Raw genomic sequence first — 15923 nt, forward strand, 5'->3', positions numbered from 1 at the left:
CGTGCCGCCGACCGAGGCCATCGAGCTGGACGGGTTCCGCCGCTCTCACGCCCACGACACGTTCTGGTGCGGGCTCCTGCTCGGCGGATGCGGAGCCCGGCTCGCCCACAAGCTTTACGTCGACAGGCAGTGCCACTTCCAACACTTTCCGCAGGCAACGGCGCCCCGCACACCTGCCGGAGGCCGAAGGTCGGCGAATCCAGCGCCGACCATCTGTATGTGAAGTCGGCGATGAACCGGTCCCTGCTGGAGCACGGCCGAACCGGCTCCTTCGCCTTCCCGCAGCCGATCGGCTCGTTGCTGGACGTGGACCTGGAGGACGGCGTCCTCCTGCGTGTCCATATGGACGGCGCGGTGCCCCCCGACTGGGACAACGGCCGCATACCTGTTCTGGGACCCGGCGTGGTGCCGGAACCCGGGGTGCTCTCCCGTTGCCCGTACGTGTACCGGGTGCGGTGTGAGAGCGACGGATCCAGCCGCCAGGTGTGGATCGGCACGCAGAGTCTGGCCCACCCCACCGAATGGGTCCCCCTCGCCGACTGCTCCTGGACCGGCGACGGCCTGATCACCCCGGCCGCCACCGAGATCCTGCGACAGCACCCCTCTATGCCCGGACCTTCACAGGTCGGCGTGGCGGCAGAGGGCACGGGAGCCCTGCCGGAGAACGTCAGTCTGTTCATCCGCGGCCTCGAGGCAGCCCAGCGCTCCGGCACGGTCGAACACGTACGCCGCCTGTACGCCGGCAGCGGCCCCTTCCTCGAAACCCTGACCGGCCCGGCCCGCACCGAAGCGCAGCATGCCCTCGACGAAGCCCGCGACTGGCTCACCGGACACGAGGACTACCAGCAACGCGTCTTCGCCGACCTTGCCAGAGCCGTCTCCGAGAGGCGGGCCTGGGACGTCCGCTCCCAGCTGCAGACTGCCACGACCCTCACCCGGCGTGGCGCCAGCGCCTCCGAGCAGCGTGTCCTGGCCGCAGCCCGCGCCTTTCTCCGCAAGCAAGACCACCTCCCTGCCGCCGGCGAGGGCCGCACTGTCCTCTATCCCCCTCCCTTGCGTCGTCGCCCCCAACCCAAGCGGCCCAGCCCCTCACGCGAGGCCCCCAAGCCGCAGCCCCCGGGCAGGCAGCAATCCCCGAAGGAGACACTGGAGCGACACCTCAACGGTGCACGCCAGGAGCGCCGTCAACGCCGAGCGGCGCTACGGGAAGTCCGCAGCATCCTCCTCCAGCTCAGCGGCGCAGCCGACATATCCGTCGCAGAGGAACGCCGACTGATCACACAGCTGACTGCAGCTGCCAGCGCAGCCGGCAGCTCGCTCTCGGGCAGTGAGCGGCGCAAGGCCAATGCCTGGATCGAAAAGCAGCCGCCCCCGACACACAAGGACTCCCCTCGCGCGCAGAAGAAGAAGCCCCCCGCACGACCGTCTCACCGCCGGGAGCTTGAACCCGAGGTGCTGGAATCAGCGGCCTCGGCGGTGCGCGGCGCCCTCAAAAAGGCCGCCCGGGCCCAGATCACCACCAGTTGGGGGCAACTGGAGCGGCAGCTCGGGTCCGCGCTGCCCCGCACGACACTCGCCGACCGCGTCCAGATCCTCGCCCTCGTCGACCAGGCCACGCCCGCCGACCAGGCACTGCTGTCCAGTCTGGTTGCTGCGGGAGATCCCGACATGACGACGTCCTACCGCAAGGTCGCAGGCGCACTGGGCCTGGAGGCCCCTTCGGATGACGACGACCTACGTGACGTCGTCGACGCTGACGTGCAGCAAGTCCATAGCTACTGGCACCGCCGCTAGCTCCGCTCATCAGGACGGGCGGTGCGCACTCACCAGCAGCGTGTCGGCGGTGCGTGCTCCTTCGGCCGTGGCGGGGAGCACGATGGTGGTGGTCCCGGTGAACCCGGCCTCGTCGAGCAGCTTGGTCCACACGTGCTCCTGCAGCACCCAGCGGCGCATCGTGGCCTCCGCGCCGTCCGGCGTCTTGGCCGGCACCTCGGCCGCGACCACATCCGGCTGGGCAGGCGCCCCGCTCAGGTAGTGGGCGAGCGTCGCGAACACCAGCCGCCCGCCCGGCCGCAGCGCGGCGGCCGCCACCGGCAGCAGCTCACGCGGGTCCGTGAAGTCGATGGCACCGAAGACGCTGTACAGCACGTCGTACCCGCCGCGCATCGTACGCAGGTGAGACCCCACGTCCGAGTGCACGATGCGCAGGCGCGGCGCGAGATCGCCGTACAGGTCGGTCGCCATGGCGTACTGGGCTGGCGAGGCGTCGACCGCGGTGACCCGGGCCGGCTGGTGATGAACAGCCAGGTGCGCGGCGTGCCGGGCCGCCCCGGCACCGAGGTCGCCCACACAGCGGCCGACCAGGTCGCCCAGGACCTCTGCGCCGGGCCCCGCGTCCTGTCCCCAGGCCCAGTAGAAGCAGTCGGGAACAGCACGGTCACTGGTGGCGCGGGCACGTCCGTAGTGGTGCCAGAGATCTGCGGTGCTGGTGGTCACCCGCCTCATCCTGGCGGCCGCGACCCGCCGACGGGCGACTTCGGCGAAAAGTCACCCGGCCACATGCCTGGGGGCCCCGGCCGCCCGGCCAGAGCCCCCAGGCGCCCGCGCTGTCAGTGCGAGTCGTTGCCCGGGTGGCACGGTCCGCACTCGGCGGCGTCGACCCACAGCGACAGGTCGACCTGCCAGCCGTCGGCGGCGACGATGTGCGCCGTCTTCATCACGGACCCGTCGTTCTTCATGCCGACCTTGGGCACGTGGTGCAGGAACACCCCGCCGTTGAACCGCTCGCACAGCTCGGCGTACGCCACGGTGTCCAGGATGACCGTGTGGACACCAATATCAACGAGTTTGCTCGGGGCGAGTCCCAGCGACTCGCCCCGGTGCTTCATCGCGGTCAGCAGGTATGCGTACCCCTGGTCCAGGACCCGGGCCGCCAGCCGCCGACAGGCAGCCGAAGAAGGCAAGGCCCCCAGCGTCCTCGCCCTGGCCAGGAAGCTCGGCTTGAGCAACACGACGTTCCGCCGCCACTTCCCCCACATCGCTCGCGAGATCACCGAGAGCCGATCCACGCCAGGCGGCTCCTCCTCCGGCGAGGAGCGTCAAAGCCGCCTCGACACGGTCGTCGCGAGAAACGCCAAACTCAAGATCACCAATCGAACCCTCAAAGGACATCTGAAGCTTGCTGCGGCCCAGATCCAACGCCTCGCTTCTGAGAGCGCACAGCTTCGACAAGCACTGGAAGCATCCGCCAAGGTCACCCGCATCGGCACAGCTCGGCAACCACGACCCTGGAAGGTCAACGTTTGAAACTATGAGCACCAAATGATCTCGCAGCACACCGATCGGAGAGGCGCATGGGGGACATCTGGACCCTCCTGCTGGGCGGCAGGGACATCAGGGGCGGGAAGAACGAGACGCCCGCCAAGCTCATGACGGTCTTCCGTGAGGAAGACAAGTACCAGCACCTCGAATGGGCTCGGCGCGTCGACGAGGCCAACGCGCGTGGTGAGGCAGCGTGGGACGAGCTCGATGATTTCGAGGACTTCGACCGTCGTGAGCTCTTCGGTTACCGGACCACAGTCGAGACGATCATGACTCGCCTCAAGCTGATGGGCTTCGATCCCGATCGATGCAGCCAAGAGATGATCAAGGATCTCGAAGGCGTCAACGAGGATGACATGCAGGACGGTCTTCTGGTGTTGCGCCGTCGTCCCACGCGAGAGCGCAAGCAGGAGATCTACTACCGGGTCTCTGCCGCCGAGGTCCTTGCCACGGGGATCGCGGCCTATCTCAAGCGAGCGGAGGCCTTCGGGAACTGGAAAGTGGGGGACGATCACCCAGAGCTGGCCGAGCTGGAAGAAATTTGTGTCTCGCAGCTGGACTTCTTCTTTGATGACCTCGCAGTCGATCCGAGGCTCTTCCTTGTCCTGATCCTTAGTTCTCAAGCTCCGGAAGAGATCCTACAACTCGACCTGAGTGACCTGCTTATCGCTGGCTACTTCGAGAGCAGTGAGGCAGTCTCGACCGAGGCCCTCCAGCAGCTGCGAGATGAGATGGCGAGTAGTGGACCTGTCATCGTCATCACCGAGGGGAAGTACGACTCCCGTGTCCTAGGCCGGGCGCTACGTATCGTCAGGCCCGACATCGCCGGCTACTTCGCCTTCTGGAACCTTGAGGAAACCAAGGCTGCGGGCGGGACGGATCGGGTGGTCGCCAACCTCAGGAGCTTCGCAGCCGCAGGTGTGATGAACCGTGTCATCGCCCTCGTCGACAACGATGCCGCTGGACTGGCTGCACTGAAGACCTTGGCCAACCCGGCTCTTCCCAAGAACTACATCGCTCGCAATCTGCCCGATCTGGACTACGCGCGCGCTTATCCAACCCACGGACCTTCGGGCCCAAGCCAGGACGACGTCAACGGTCGAGCATGCTCCGTCGAGTTCTACTTCGGCCTGGACTGCCTCATCGGCCCTGACGGAAATCCCGTTCCTATCCAGTGGACATCGCTGAACAAATCGGTAAACACATGGCAGGGAGAGCTGCAGAACAAGCGCTACGTCGAAGAGAGGATCGATGCTCTGCTTGACGCTGCGGAAGCTGGACAGGTGCCACTGGACGAGCGCTGGGATCCCCTTCGAGAGATCGCGCAGATCCTCATCGATGCTGCCCAGAGCCGGTAGTCGCATCCGGCACTGCCAGCGGTCAACGGTCAGCTCCAAACCATAGCCACAACATGGCACGCGCCTGGTGGGCGTGGCAGCGGCCCGAGCAGACCGCCAAAGCTTTGCTCGACGCCTACCGGGCCAGCCCCGGCGAGGTCCGCGACCGGCCCGCAATCCGCAGCATCGTCAACGAACTGGCCGAACGGCACCCGCGCACAATCGGCGTGCGCGAACTACACCTCGCCGTGACTTCGATCAGCAGCTGACTCATCCTCTCGGACCCGATCCTCCACCAGGTGCCCTCACCACGGATGTATTGGGCGTCAGGCCTGTCCTGCGCGGAACGCAGCACCGATCTGTGGAATGAACACTTCGGCAAGACCAGCGCCCTCGGGGTCCTTAGTGCTGTCCACCAGCTTGTCCAGGTCGGATGAGAGCTGCGGAGGTTCGCCGGGAAATCGGGGACTTCCGGCGATGTCGTGAATCATCCTGGCCTGGGCGGGATACCCACCGTGATCTTGAGCGAAGAACAGGGCTGTGAGCAGGACAAACCTGGCATAGCCCATGCCATACTCCGCGGCGATGCGCGACAGACGCTCACGGTCGATGAAGTCGCCGTACACCGCCAGTCCCCCATTGCTGTAGGGGTGAGCTGGTCGACGATCGCCATGACCGTGTCGGACTGCAGCCGCTCAATCTGATTGCTGACCAACACTGCCTGCTGGACGGCGCTCATGTAGACCTCGATGACCTGCTCTGAGCGCGTCCCGCCGTGTGAACGGTTCTTCCGCCGTGCCTTCTTGCGTCCCACCCCGCGATGCCTCCTTTGTGGCCTCGGAGAGGCGGCAACCTTGCGCCTCCGACAGAACACACGCCGGCAAGCTGTGACCTGAAAGCCGGTGGACCCACCGTAACTTCGCTCCGCCGTGCCCCGCATGACGCTCGCCGACCGCGTCCAAGTCCTCACCTCGCCGGTCACGCGATCACCGCCCCGGCCGTCTCGCCGTCCAGCGGCCGCGCGGCCAACTCGGTCAGCCGGGCCGACCACGGCGCGGGAACGGCAGTCTCGGTGCGCTCCGCCATCCGCTCGCGCAGCTGCTCCAGCCGCACCGTGAGCAGGTACTCGGCAGTGCGTTCCCGGGCAGCGGCGGCGGCCTTCGTCGCGGCGGCGACCGCGTCCGCACCGTTCGGGTTCGCGCGGAACCACCTGCGGTTCTGCTCGGTCTTGTACGCCCGGCGGGCCTCCTCCTCGGCCTCCGGAGTGCGGCCCAGCCGCCCGAGGGCGCTGCTGCGGTACTCCGGGAGGGCCTGCTGCACGACCTGGAGGGCGTTGAAGGCCAGCACGGACGCCGCCGCGACCGGGTTCGCCTCCAGCTCGCCCGGCTCCATCAACTCCAGGAACTGCTGGTGGGTGGCCTCGATGTCGGCTTCCAGCGTCGCGCGCACGTGGGCGGCCACCGCAGCGACGTCGGCGGCGTCGTCCAGGTCGGCCGCCCAGGTCGCCGCGACCAGACCGGCCTCGGTGATCGCCGCCTCGGTCCGGCGCCGGAGACCGCACGTCTCGCACAGCCCGGCCGACCGCTGCTGCCCGCAGTCCTCGCACGGCAGCGCCTGCCGCACCGCGTCGGCGGCCGCCGCCTCCTGGCGCTCGCGCTCCGCCCGCTTCCGGGCAGCCGCATGGGCCTCATCCCGCCGTGCCTGCTCCGCCAGCGCCTGCTCACGGCGCCCCACGAAGTCCTCCGCCTCCGCTGCGGCGTGCTCACGCAGCCGGTCCTCGAGGACCTGGCGACGCTCCGCCTGGCCGATGCCGGGCAGCTCCCGGTCGATGTCGGCCGCGATCCGCACGCGGCGGGCACGGCGGATGTGGATCACGTTGCCGCAGTTTGCGCAGTCGCCGCCGGTGTCCAGCCGGATCCCGTCGTCGCAGCGCATGTCCGAGCAGGCCGGCCGCTGAACCAGGCCCCGCCGGGTGATCCAGCCGAACGGGCTCCTCACCCGGGCCTCGCCACCGGTCTCCTCCAGCCGGTCGGAGAGCCGGTCGGCCAGCAGCCGCGGCGCGCCTTCCGGCTGCATCAGCAGGTTCTTCAGCCGCTCCAGCTCAGCGTTCACGGCCTCCACGACCTGGTCCTGCTGCCAGCGGTTCAGCCCCGCCCACAGCCACGCGACCGGCCCCAGCGCTACCCGCAGACCAAGATCCTCGGGAAGGTCCACCCTCCCCTGCTGCCGCCTCTTTCCACCACACACGGCCTTCGGTCGGCTACCAGCCTCGATTCCGGCTGCACGCTGTCCACCCTGCTCATCGACTGCGGACTTGCCAGGCTTTTCCCCGCGGAGCGGGTCGACCTCCGCCACCGGGGACGCAGGCTCAGCAGCGACGTATTCGCTGTCGACGGCCTGGTCCTCGCGCGCGCACACGCGCTCCGGCCGACGGCCCTCACCCCCACGGCCTTCGCCGGAAAAACCACCAGAGAGCTGCGGAGAAGAGACGGAAGTAACGCCAGAAGCGTGGTCTGCGTGGAACTCTGCACCATCGGGACGCTCCCGATCCTCCGACTCCACGGCCGTCTCAACACCACAAACCCCAGACGTCCCAAGGGAGTCGGCATCCTGGCTGGGAGCATGATCTCCGACTGCATCATCGGGACGCTGCGAAAACACCGAACCAGAGCCCTGGACAGCCTCCACAGGGGCCAGAACACGGCCGTACGCACGAGCGACCGGCAGCAGCATGACCCGGCCACGGCCTCGCATCCGCGTCACCGTCGCCTTCCGCCCCCGGGAGACCACACCGGCCTTCGTCAACCTGGCCAGCACCTTCCGCGCCCCCGACGGCGAGCAGCCCAGCAGCCGGGCCAGCATCGCCGCCCCACGCCCCTCCTTCTTCCGCACCGAGCCGCCGCACAGCTGCAGCCAGCCCGACGCCCGCGTGTTCAACACCATCAACAGCAGCCCGAGCCGGTCGGTCGCCGCCCCCTTGCCCGTACGGTCGGCCAGAAGCCCCGGCGGCGTCGGCTCCTTGCCCTCCGGCGCCCAACCGGGACCGAACAGCGCCTCCAGCAGGCGCAGCAGCACCGACAGCTCCACCTTCGACAGCGCCAGCGGATGCGCCGCTCCCCCGCCCTGGTGCGCCCGCCACAGCGGCATGACCAGGCAGTCCAGCCCGACCGGGTGCCCCTCATCGTTCGTGACCATCCGGGTGTGCAGAGCATCGGCCTCCCGCAATACAGGCAGCACGTCGTGATGGACCGTCGACTCCGACATGCCCAGCCACCGGCCCAGCTCCGGACCCCAGATGTACGACTGCAGGTCGTCCTTCCGGCCCTCCGGCGCCCGCGACTTCGCGTACAACACCACCGCCGCCAACCGCGCAGCGTCCCCGAGCCCAGCCAGAGAAGGATCCGCCAACAGCGCCCGGATCGCAGCCAGCAACCGCAGCCGCATACCCCGACCCAGCCGCAGCGCGTCATCCAGGCTCCCGTCGCCCGGCTGGCCCCCACCCGGCAACGACCGCAGACCATCCCGCCGCACGGGAAGCCTCGAGGCGTCGACCACGGCATCGTCGACGAACGCCGCCGGCAGCCCTGCCGACGCCGCAATGGCGCTCACGTCGACATCCCGGAGAACCGCGCACGGGACGCCGTCCTGATCCGCTCGCATGGCGGAGCGGCCGAGTAATGGGGAAAGTGTGACCGGGAATACGACGCAAAATGCGCCATCCGGGCATGGATGGGCTGACAAAGGGCAGCGTGATGCTGCAACATAGTCGTGCCTCTCTTCTTCAGGGAGGAGGGCATGAAAAAGGCGCCTTTGGCGCTGGTTCGCCAGAACCAAGATCGAACTGTTCGACCGGCTGCTAACCGGAAGGACAGGTCCTTCGGGAGGGCCCGCTAAGCCCACCCGGTGGCAGATGGGACGCCGTAGCCGAGGTGACCGCTAATCACCTGGGTGGCCGGGCGTCCCGGCGGCTGGAAGACCCGCTCAGCGGGCGCCGCCCATCGCAACTACTCCATCTCGCCCCCCTCCGGGGCAGAGGTACGCCCGCAGCCGGATTGGCGCGGGAAGGCAAAGAAGGCACTCAGCCGGAGCGACGTACGAGCCATCGCTGCCACGGCGGGTGCCTTGGTGTGTGTCTGTCGGAGGGTACGGGTACCCTTCATCGCGTCGAGACCTTCCCTGGATAGGTCTGCGGCCGTGCCCCGGAGCTCCACCTCGCGGGGCTTAACCATGTCTATGTCGATCTTATTCAGGGACACGGTACCCCTCTGAGATCCCACAACGACACCCCGGTACCTGTCGTGTCGCCAATAGGTGAGAGGCTCCTGACGGAGCGCCAGAATCACCGCATCATCTGCCCCGCTCCACACCGCAGGCACCGTCCGGGCATGATGAGTGGTATGCACGCGACGCAGAAGCCCAGGTATGACGATCCCCTCGACGTGGAGACCTTCGCTCGCCATGATCAGCAGCGCCGCTACACCGCGGCCATGAACCGCATCGCCACAGAGCGCTGCCCCGGTACGCCGGTCCGTGTCTACGTCAGCGCCGCCCCCAAGACGGCCAACGACTCGAGCTGGCAGCGCTTGCTCAACCGCATCGCCGAAGACCTCCCCGACGGGGTCGAACTTCTCCACTACCGCTCCGCTTTCGAGGGATCCTCCTACGACTGGGACACGCTCGCAGGCCGGCTCGACGGCCTGGTCGTCATCGGACGATCGAAGCGACTCGGTAGCCGCGTCCACGTCCTCGGACCCGTTGCCCGTCTCGAACTCCGCTCGGTGGTCGCGCAGAAGCCCGTGCTGCTCTTCACGCACAACCTCGGCCTCATCCCAGTCATCGACTGCAAGAGCCAGGTCATGCCCCCGGCCGATGCACCGCGGCTCAAGCTCATTGCGCCCAAACGGTGGAACCGTGACTCGCGCACGCTCCAGGCCGCCCTGGACGCCCTCCGGCCTGCTGCGCACGACGGCCAGGAGCCGGAGCTGTGCCGGACTGCCCCGGGTCATCTGGTGGCCCCGTTCGCTACTCGATCGAGCTGATGGCAGCGTCGTGGTGCCCAGCGCTTCGGGAGCGTCGTTGGACCCCATTCCGCCAGGCAGCTTTGTGTGGTAGGAGTACCGAGTCGGCCACGGCGCAGTAGCTTGGCTGGGATTCCCAGAAGTCTTCGCTGTTCGTGACACTGTCATCAGAGGCAGGGCCGAACAGTGAAGAGCTGACGAGTGGGGTCGGTTCGAATCGGTTGTCGTCGGCGCGCATGTCCCTTCCCAACCAAAGCAACTAGGCGCTCAAGGAGTGTTGCAGGGCCGTATCCGAGCCGTTCCGCTGCATCGGCGACGGTGAACTGAGACGCGCCGTAGGTCCTCCAGAGAGACCCGTGAGCCACGCGGTCGAGATCGACTGGCGGAGGCTGCTGAACTGCCTGCCGTGCACCTGAAGGTGCTGCATGCGGCCTCCGCACCTGGCCGCTCTCGATTGCCCGACGCACGGTTTCTACCGGATCTGCTTCGAAGGTGAACCACTCTCCGTGCGAGCGGAGCTCAGTGAAGCGATCGTGCAACGCTTGCTCTAGTGCCGGCCCTCCAGGACAGCTCCACAGGACCTGGACCTCGACGGGACACATGTACTGGATCTCGCGCCGCCGACGAGCGAGGTCATTCGTAAAGCCGATCTTTACCGTCAGGCTGCGCGGCGCACCGATCACATACACGCTTTGCGATACCCGGTCATCGCCCTCGGCGATACAGGGGCTCAAACCCTGCACCAAGTCGAGTGCTTCGCCTTTAAAACCCACAATTCCTCCCAATGGCAGCTCGGCCAACTGCGGAACCGGCAATCTCGAGAAGGGGACGCAGGTCACTCACGCAGACTCCCGCTTCCACCGGACAGCGTGGTGCCGTAGTAGTAGGCCAACACGGCCTCGGCTCCCGATCCTTGCGCGGTGGCAATGCGCTGGTAGCGGGCAGCCCGGAGGTCGCCAGCGATCCGGATGCGGCGGTGCTGCTTGTCGGCTGGGCAGTAGCCGTCCTCGCCAGACACGAGCCCAGCCACAGCCGCTGGCTTGTTGCCGAGGTTGTTGAGAACCGACGTGGCAGCGTAGATGGTCTTGGTCCCATCGTGGCCTTCCACCTCGACCGTCCAACCGCCGCCGTACGTGGGCTTGGTAATCGCGGCGTGCGAGATGGGAACGAGCCGTACGCGACTGTCGGCCTCGACTTCGGCCGCTTTGTATGCGTCGGCCGGTGGGCACAGCACGTGCAGTGTCGTCCTCACATTCGGGTGAGCGCGCAGCCAGGTTCCGAGCGGACGATCAGCACCGAGGACGTACGTTCGCCCGGTGAGGTCCTGCGGAGTGGCTCGCCAGAGCGGTGCAGCGGAGAACTCGGCGGAAGCGGTTATCCACTCCGCGTCGGCCGGAGCCAAGTCGGTCACACCCGTGGCGACCACGATGAACTCGGCAGTGAGCACGCGGCCGTCGTCGAGGGCGAGTTCGGCCCGGTCGTCGTGTCCACTAACCCTCGATGCAAGGCTCTGAAAGACCGTGCATCGCCCGGCCTTCTCCAGACGTTCAAGGTCCGCAGACAGGGCCTCGGCCAGCTGGGGACCGGTCGACCAGCTGCCCAGGACGTTTTCCAGGGCTCCGATCCTGTGCAGCTTGCCGCCCACCGGGCCAACTTCCACGACCATGGTCCGCAGGTTGAGGCTGGCCGCCATGACCGCGGCTGCTACCCCGGCCGGGCCGGCGCCGACCACGAGAACATCGGTATCGCATGACCGTGTATTCACGACTGCGCCTCCGGTGCTTCGTGGATTCGTGACAGGACGACGTCACTGGTGACCAGGTGATCTGGGCCGATGTTTCGGGCTGCCATTAGCAGGGCTGCGTCGTGGTACTGGGGCCCTCCGGACGAGGCGCAGGCATCAGTGACGATCCACGGACGGAACCCATGGTGGTAGGCGTCTCGGGCTGAGTCGTACACGCACGCGTCCGTGTCGATGCCGCACAGCACCAGGTCGGTCCATCCCGCGTCCCGAATGAGCTGGGCGCCCTCGGGCGTGAAAGCGGATGCCTGGTCCTTGTGGATGACGGCGGCCGCGGCATCGGCGAACGGGACGAGCTCGGTGGCGAGAGCCTGCTCCTCGGGAGAGCGCAGCCGAGTCCATCCGGTGATCGTCTCGTACGGAGAACCTGGTGTGTTGTGGAACCGGGTGAACACCACGGGTGCGCCAGCCGCGCGCCAGCCCTCAACGAGCTGCACGATCGCGGGGAGAACGCCACGGCTGTGCCGGTTGACGAAGCCCTGCTGGACGTCGATGACCAGCAGCGCTGTCGAACGAGGTTCCACCCAGTCCGCCTCTCATATGTTTGTTATGGGTTGCTGTCTCGTAGTGCATCCTGGGCGGCTCGCAGCCGATCAGGGAGTTCACTCGTGGCCAGGATCGCCTCGCGCATAACCCGATGCTGGGCGGTCTCCGTCGGCCGGGCGGTGGTCAGCCGTACGTATGCGCCGCGCAGGAAGCGCCACCCGTACGCCGGGGGCATCACCGGGTCATGGCCTTCCTCGATCACGCGCAAGATGTGCGACGACAGCGCCCACAGGGCCTGGACGTCCAGCTCCAGGGCAACGATTTGGCTCGTGGTCAGGGCACGTTCATCCGGCTCCGGGTGATAGGAAACCCCAGACCAGCCGGCCACTCCCCGCGAAGCACCGCCGTCGAACGCCACCGCTTCCGGGTGCTCCCAGCCGTCGCGGAACTTGGCGTCTTCAACACCCGATCCAAGCGGCCTGATGTTCTGCGGGTCCTGGCGGTTGACCAGGACCGACGGTGTCGTCAGCAACTGCAAGGCGGGATCGAGCCCTGCTTTCGTCCACGAGTGATCACGCAACTCGTAAACGGACAGGACGTACTCCGGATCCGGTGACGGATCAACGGCTCCAGGGGTGCACTCCTCCAACATGCGCGTCAAGCGCTGACCTGCCCAGGCCCGATCCGTCAGGTAAGACCGGTAACGCCACACCGCCAACTCAGTAAGAGAGGCAACGCGTCGATGCTCTTCCAGGAGCACCAACGCGATCCCACATGCGAAGACGTGGATTGTGGAACCGTGTGCCGTCCGATGCTCACCGGGCAGAACCCGCTGATCGAGACCTCCAGGGCCCGACGGCCGGGGCGCACCCGCAGCGTAGAGAGAGCCGAGTCGATCCCCCAGGTACACCGGCAGAAACTTGTACGAGACAACGGTGCACGGAGCTGGCTGGGCTACCTCGACTCCTGAGGCACTAATGGGTTCTCCCCGCTGCGCCGCCAGCCGGAAGCGAAACGCTTCCTGCTCCTCCGGCGTGCACCGGGCAAGCGCTGCATCGAGAATCTGTGCCATATGGGGACGGCACTCTCGAGTTGGATCCTCCCGCCAGTGAGAGACCGTCCGGGGACTGATGCCGAGGTCGTCGGCGAAATCGCGGACGGACTGGCGTTTCACCGACCGCAGCAGCAGCCCCTCTTCACCTGTCCACCGATCCACAGCGATCACTACACACCCCCAGACAGGCCCTTGGCGAGGCAGCAGAAGCCGTATTGCCACGCTAAGTCCACACCACTGCTACGCAGGGGCATCTCGCTCACGGTCCATGCACCGGAAGCTGGTTGGCGACGGAACCAGCCATTCAGCGATCGGTCGGTAGCACCCATGTCGTCAGGCGTCGAACTCGTAGTCGAGGACGTACGAAGCCGAGTCGAGTGTCATCTCGTTGACCTCGACCACACGTCGATCCGCGGCGAACGCCGTCCTGCAGATCTTGAGGACGGGACGTTCGAGGGACATTTCCAGGGCGGCTGCCTCTTTGCTTGTAGGCAAGAGGCCTCGAATCTCCTCGCGGAAGTGCACGGGTGTGTGCCCAAGATCGGCAAGTCGCGCGTACACCCCGCCCGGCCCGGTGTCCGCCTGCGTAATCGCCGACCCTGCCACAAGGGCGTACGGCAGGTACGACGTCGCGACCATGGCCGGACGCCTGTCCAGCATGTAGCGCCGCGACCGTGCGCAGGCGGTTTCTCCCTCTCCCAGCTCCAGCATGCGCTGGATGTGAGCCGGTGGGATGAGTTCCTCGACGGTTACTTGGTCGACGTCCAACGGGCGGTTCTCGTCGGCGGCCCAGATGGATTTGCCGCTCCCCCACTGATCGCGAGCCAGGCGTTGAATGCCTCGTCGTCGGATGGGCTGGAAGGCCTGAACGAAGAAGCCAGCCCCCTTCCGAGACTCGGCGAGTCCTTGGCTCGTGAGCATCCGGAGTGCTCGTCGGGCGGTCATTGGGGACACGCCGTACTGCGGCGCGAGGACGTTCTCCCCCGGCAATCGGGCCCCAGGGCCATATGTGCCCAGCTCGATCGCCGCCTTCAGGGCGTCAGCGATCTGCAGGTACTTGGGCTGCTCGTCGCCCGATTCATCCGCCATACGACTCCTCACCTCGCTAGCGATCCTAGGCGCCTCGATGTCCAGCGCCGGCGTCGTGGGCGGCCCTGGCCGCTGATCTGTGACCCGTTGGGCATATTTCGATATCGAAGCTCTTGACTTCGATAGTGAGCATAGCCTCTACTGGAAGCAGCTTCGATATCGAAGTGCGGAGGATCGGACTCCCGCCTAGGCGCGCTGAGTTGGCGCCGTCTCGTGGCCGGACCTCCACCCGGAGCCGCCGTAGGCGGGGCCGGTAGGGAACGGACGCGAGTCCCTATCCCGATTACGACCAACCACATAGCGCAGCCTGCTCGCCATCGCTTACATGCGGCGCTGGGGTGACCGGCCAGAAGGCCGACACGATGTCCCCCAGCGAGGCGGGCAGGGCAGCCCAGACAGCAGTTGCGCTGCCTGTCATCCACGATCTGGCCAGCGGATTTTCGCTGTGCAACTCCTGGTTGGCAGGGAACGCAGCCCAAGTCCTCCCCCGCGTCAAGGAGCCCGTCTTGCGTGTCAGCAAGCTCCCCCCGTACAGGCTCAGCGACTTCCGGCCCCAGCACGTCAGCCTTCGCGAAGGTGAGATTCGGTTACTCGTCTGCCCGGAGTGCGAGTGCTGGCACTCCGTGCGCCGTAGCGTCCTGACTCCGCACTACCCGGAGCCCGGGAAGCGGTGCTCGGGAAGCGCGCGGCGCTTCGTCTTCGACATGACCGTCGAGGAGTGGGGTGCCGCCTTGGTCGAGGGTGACCTTGAGGCTGGTGCGCGGCGGAGTAAGCAGCAGTTCAGCAAGCCGGCCCCGCCTGCGGGGCAGCCGGTCCACCGCATGTTTCGCACCGTCCAGTCGTCGCCGCTTGAGCGTGCGCGGCAGGCGATCGCCCGTCACCAGGTCGACTGCAAGGTCTGCTCTGGTGGCAAGAAGTGCCGGATGCCCGTGGTTCTGGCTCAACGGGAGGCGGGCCGGGCGGGGTTGGCGGCGCTGGAGCGTGCTCTGCGTGCGGTCGTCCGTCACCGTGTCGGTTGCGACGACTGTCGGCGGGGCCAGTTCTGCCCGCTGGGCTACGAGTTGGCCGAGCGGAAAGCGTGGACGGAGCAGACCCGCGAGGACGTGACCCGGAAGCAGATCCGCGAGCAGCAGGAAGAGCAGAGCTGGGAGCGCGGCCGCGACCGTCGCCACGCCCGCAGGCGGGCGTCGGACTGGCGTCGTGTGGGGTCCGCCGTCCGGCGTACTGACCGTGAGCGTGCGCAGCGCCCGGTGGGCACCGACTTTCCGAACAATCACACCAGCGTCCCGCTGGAACCGGTCCACGTTTCGCTCTGACCCGAAGGGGCTTCATGGAAATTGTTGAACCCGGCACGTACGACTTCGATTTCGGCGTCAGCTTCCCGACCCCGATGAAGGACCTGTTCAAGCTCCCGGGCTCCATGGCCAGGGACTCTGAATGGACCACCCACCGTAGGGCGACCGGCAAGCTCACGATCAAGGAACCGGTGGAGAAGGGTGCCCTGGCCGAGCGGCTCGTCAAGGAGACCCTCAAGTACCTGGCCGGCGAGGACCTCACGGTCACGCGGCTGGAGCTGACCCCGACGGCTGGTCCGACGGTCGAGGAGCAGGTGGTCCTCGACTACTTGGACTGCATCCGGGTCGCCGGCACGCACGTGGATTCCTGCGCGGCCTGCCAGAACGAGCAGTACTGCGAGGCGGGTGAACCGATCCTGTACCACTTCGGGCAGGCGCTGGACCGTTACCGGCGCCGCGAGAGCCTCCTCGTCTGATCTCCGCACACCGTGCGACCTGCGTTACCTGTGATCGCCGCCCGCA

At 67.1% G+C, this 15923-nt stretch carries 15 protein-coding genes and 1 pseudogene; 7 read left to right on the forward strand and 9 right to left on the reverse strand.

Annotated features, from left to right (window positions below; all coding sequences use genetic code 11):
- Positions 1-219: 219 nt before the first annotated feature.
- The gene (locus tag QC385_RS15860) at positions 220-1794 is read left to right on the forward strand and encodes a hypothetical protein (protein WP_279541944.1); all 1575 of its coding nucleotides are present in this window, start codon (positions 220-222) and stop codon (positions 1792-1794) included.
- A 9-nt stretch (positions 1795-1803) separates the two neighbouring features.
- On the opposite strand, the gene QC385_RS15865 is transcribed toward QC385_RS15860, so the two are convergent.
- The gene (locus QC385_RS15865) at positions 1804-2505 is read right to left on the reverse strand and encodes a class I SAM-dependent methyltransferase (RefSeq protein WP_279541945.1); all 702 of its coding nucleotides are present in this window, start codon (positions 2503-2505) and stop codon (positions 1804-1806) included.
- Between the two features lie 104 nt (positions 2506-2609).
- Complete coding sequence (locus QC385_RS15870; RefSeq protein ID WP_336621296.1) at positions 2610-2963, reverse strand: hypothetical protein; 354 nt, start codon at positions 2961-2963, stop codon at positions 2610-2612.
- Positions 2964-3000: 37 nt separating this feature from the next.
- On the opposite strand from QC385_RS15870, the gene QC385_RS15875 reads away from it, so the two are divergent.
- The 3 genes and pseudogenes from QC385_RS15875 to QC385_RS15885 all read left to right on the forward strand — a co-directional run.
- Positions 3001-3306: a hypothetical protein gene (locus QC385_RS15875; protein ID WP_279542083.1), complete on the forward strand. Its 306-nt coding sequence runs from the start codon at positions 3001-3003 to the stop codon at positions 3304-3306.
- A gap of 47 nt (positions 3307-3353) precedes the next feature.
- The gene (locus tag QC385_RS15880; protein ID WP_279541946.1) at positions 3354-4679 is read left to right on the forward strand and encodes a HEPN/Toprim-associated domain-containing protein; all 1326 of its coding nucleotides are present in this window, start codon (positions 3354-3356) and stop codon (positions 4677-4679) included.
- 50 nt (positions 4680-4729) lie between these two features.
- Positions 4730-4927 (forward strand): annotated as a pseudogene (locus QC385_RS15885) (transcriptional regulator); the annotation flags it as partial.
- Between the two features lie 57 nt (positions 4928-4984).
- Here QC385_RS15885 and QC385_RS15890 read toward each other — a convergent pair.
- Both QC385_RS15890 and QC385_RS15895 read right to left on the reverse strand, forming a co-directional pair.
- A complete protein-coding gene (locus QC385_RS15890) occupies positions 4985-5284 on the reverse strand; it encodes a hypothetical protein (RefSeq protein ID WP_279541947.1) in 300 nt (99 codons plus the stop codon).
- Between the two features lie 352 nt (positions 5285-5636).
- Positions 5637-8492: a hypothetical protein gene (locus tag QC385_RS15895; RefSeq protein ID WP_279541948.1), complete on the reverse strand. Its 2856-nt coding sequence runs from the start codon at positions 8490-8492 to the stop codon at positions 5637-5639.
- A 563-nt stretch (positions 8493-9055) separates the two neighbouring features.
- On the opposite strand from QC385_RS15895, the gene QC385_RS15900 reads away from it, so the two are divergent.
- Positions 9056-9697, forward strand: a complete 642-nt coding sequence (locus tag QC385_RS15900) for a hypothetical protein (protein ID WP_279541949.1) — start codon at positions 9056-9058, stop codon at positions 9695-9697.
- A 146-nt stretch (positions 9698-9843) separates the two neighbouring features.
- Here the strand turns inward: QC385_RS15900 and QC385_RS44235 are convergent, their stop codons facing one another.
- From QC385_RS44235 to QC385_RS15920, 5 genes are all read right to left on the reverse strand, one after another.
- Positions 9844-10515, reverse strand: a complete 672-nt coding sequence (locus QC385_RS44235; RefSeq protein ID WP_443032913.1) for a GIY-YIG nuclease family protein — start codon at positions 10513-10515, stop codon at positions 9844-9846.
- Positions 10512-11369 (reverse strand): oxidoreductase, encoded by an 858-nt coding sequence (locus tag QC385_RS15905; protein WP_443032914.1) that lies wholly within the window; start codon positions 11367-11369, stop codon positions 10512-10514. The genes QC385_RS44235 and QC385_RS15905 overlap by 4 nt, the downstream gene beginning before the upstream one ends.
- Positions 11370-11437: 68 nt before the next feature.
- On the reverse strand, positions 11438-12001 hold the full coding sequence (locus QC385_RS15910) for an isochorismatase family cysteine hydrolase (RefSeq protein ID WP_279541951.1): 564 nt from the start codon (positions 11999-12001) through the stop codon (positions 11438-11440).
- Positions 12002-12024: 23 nt separating this feature from the next.
- Positions 12025-12624, reverse strand: a complete 600-nt coding sequence (locus QC385_RS15915; protein WP_279541952.1) for a hypothetical protein — start codon at positions 12622-12624, stop codon at positions 12025-12027.
- Between the two features lie 726 nt (positions 12625-13350).
- A complete protein-coding gene (locus QC385_RS15920; RefSeq protein WP_279541953.1) occupies positions 13351-14106 on the reverse strand; it encodes a GntR family transcriptional regulator in 756 nt (251 codons plus the stop codon).
- A 704-nt stretch (positions 14107-14810) separates the two neighbouring features.
- Between QC385_RS15920 and QC385_RS15925 the strand changes: the two genes are divergently transcribed.
- Both QC385_RS15925 and QC385_RS15930 read left to right on the forward strand, forming a co-directional pair.
- A complete protein-coding gene (locus QC385_RS15925) occupies positions 14811-15422 on the forward strand; it encodes a hypothetical protein (RefSeq protein ID WP_279541954.1) in 612 nt (203 codons plus the stop codon).
- Between the two features lie 14 nt (positions 15423-15436).
- Positions 15437-15877, forward strand: a complete 441-nt coding sequence (locus QC385_RS15930) for a hypothetical protein (RefSeq protein WP_279541955.1) — start codon at positions 15437-15439, stop codon at positions 15875-15877.
- The last annotated feature ends 46 nt before the right edge of the window (positions 15878-15923 follow it).

This window comes from Streptomyces sp. DH10 (assembly GCF_029813805.1).
Classification (GTDB): Bacteria; Actinomycetota; Actinomycetes; order Streptomycetales; family Streptomycetaceae; genus Streptomyces; species Streptomyces coeruleofuscus.

Excerpts from the sequence above, each read along its gene's own strand:
- QC385_RS15865 (WP_279541945.1), bottom strand. The coding sequence starts at position 2,505 with ATGAGGCGGGTGACCACCAGCACCGCAGATCTCTGGCACCACTACGGA.
- QC385_RS15880 (WP_279541946.1), top strand. The coding sequence starts at position 3,354 with ATGGGGGACATCTGGACCCTCCTGCTGGGCGGCAGGGACATCAGGGGC.
- QC385_RS15900 (WP_279541949.1), top strand. The coding sequence starts at position 9,056 with ATGCACGCGACGCAGAAGCCCAGGTATGACGATCCCCTCGACGTGGAG.
- QC385_RS15905 (WP_443032914.1), bottom strand. The coding sequence starts at position 11,369 with ATGGCGGCCAGCCTCAACCTGCGGACCATGGTCGTGGAAGTTGGCCCG.
- QC385_RS15920 (WP_279541953.1), bottom strand. The coding sequence starts at position 14,106 with ATGGCGGATGAATCGGGCGACGAGCAGCCCAAGTACCTGCAGATCGCT.
- QC385_RS15925 (WP_279541954.1), top strand. The coding sequence starts at position 14,811 with ATGACCGTCGAGGAGTGGGGTGCCGCCTTGGTCGAGGGTGACCTTGAG.
- QC385_RS15930 (WP_279541955.1), top strand. The coding sequence starts at position 15,437 with ATGGAAATTGTTGAACCCGGCACGTACGACTTCGATTTCGGCGTCAGC.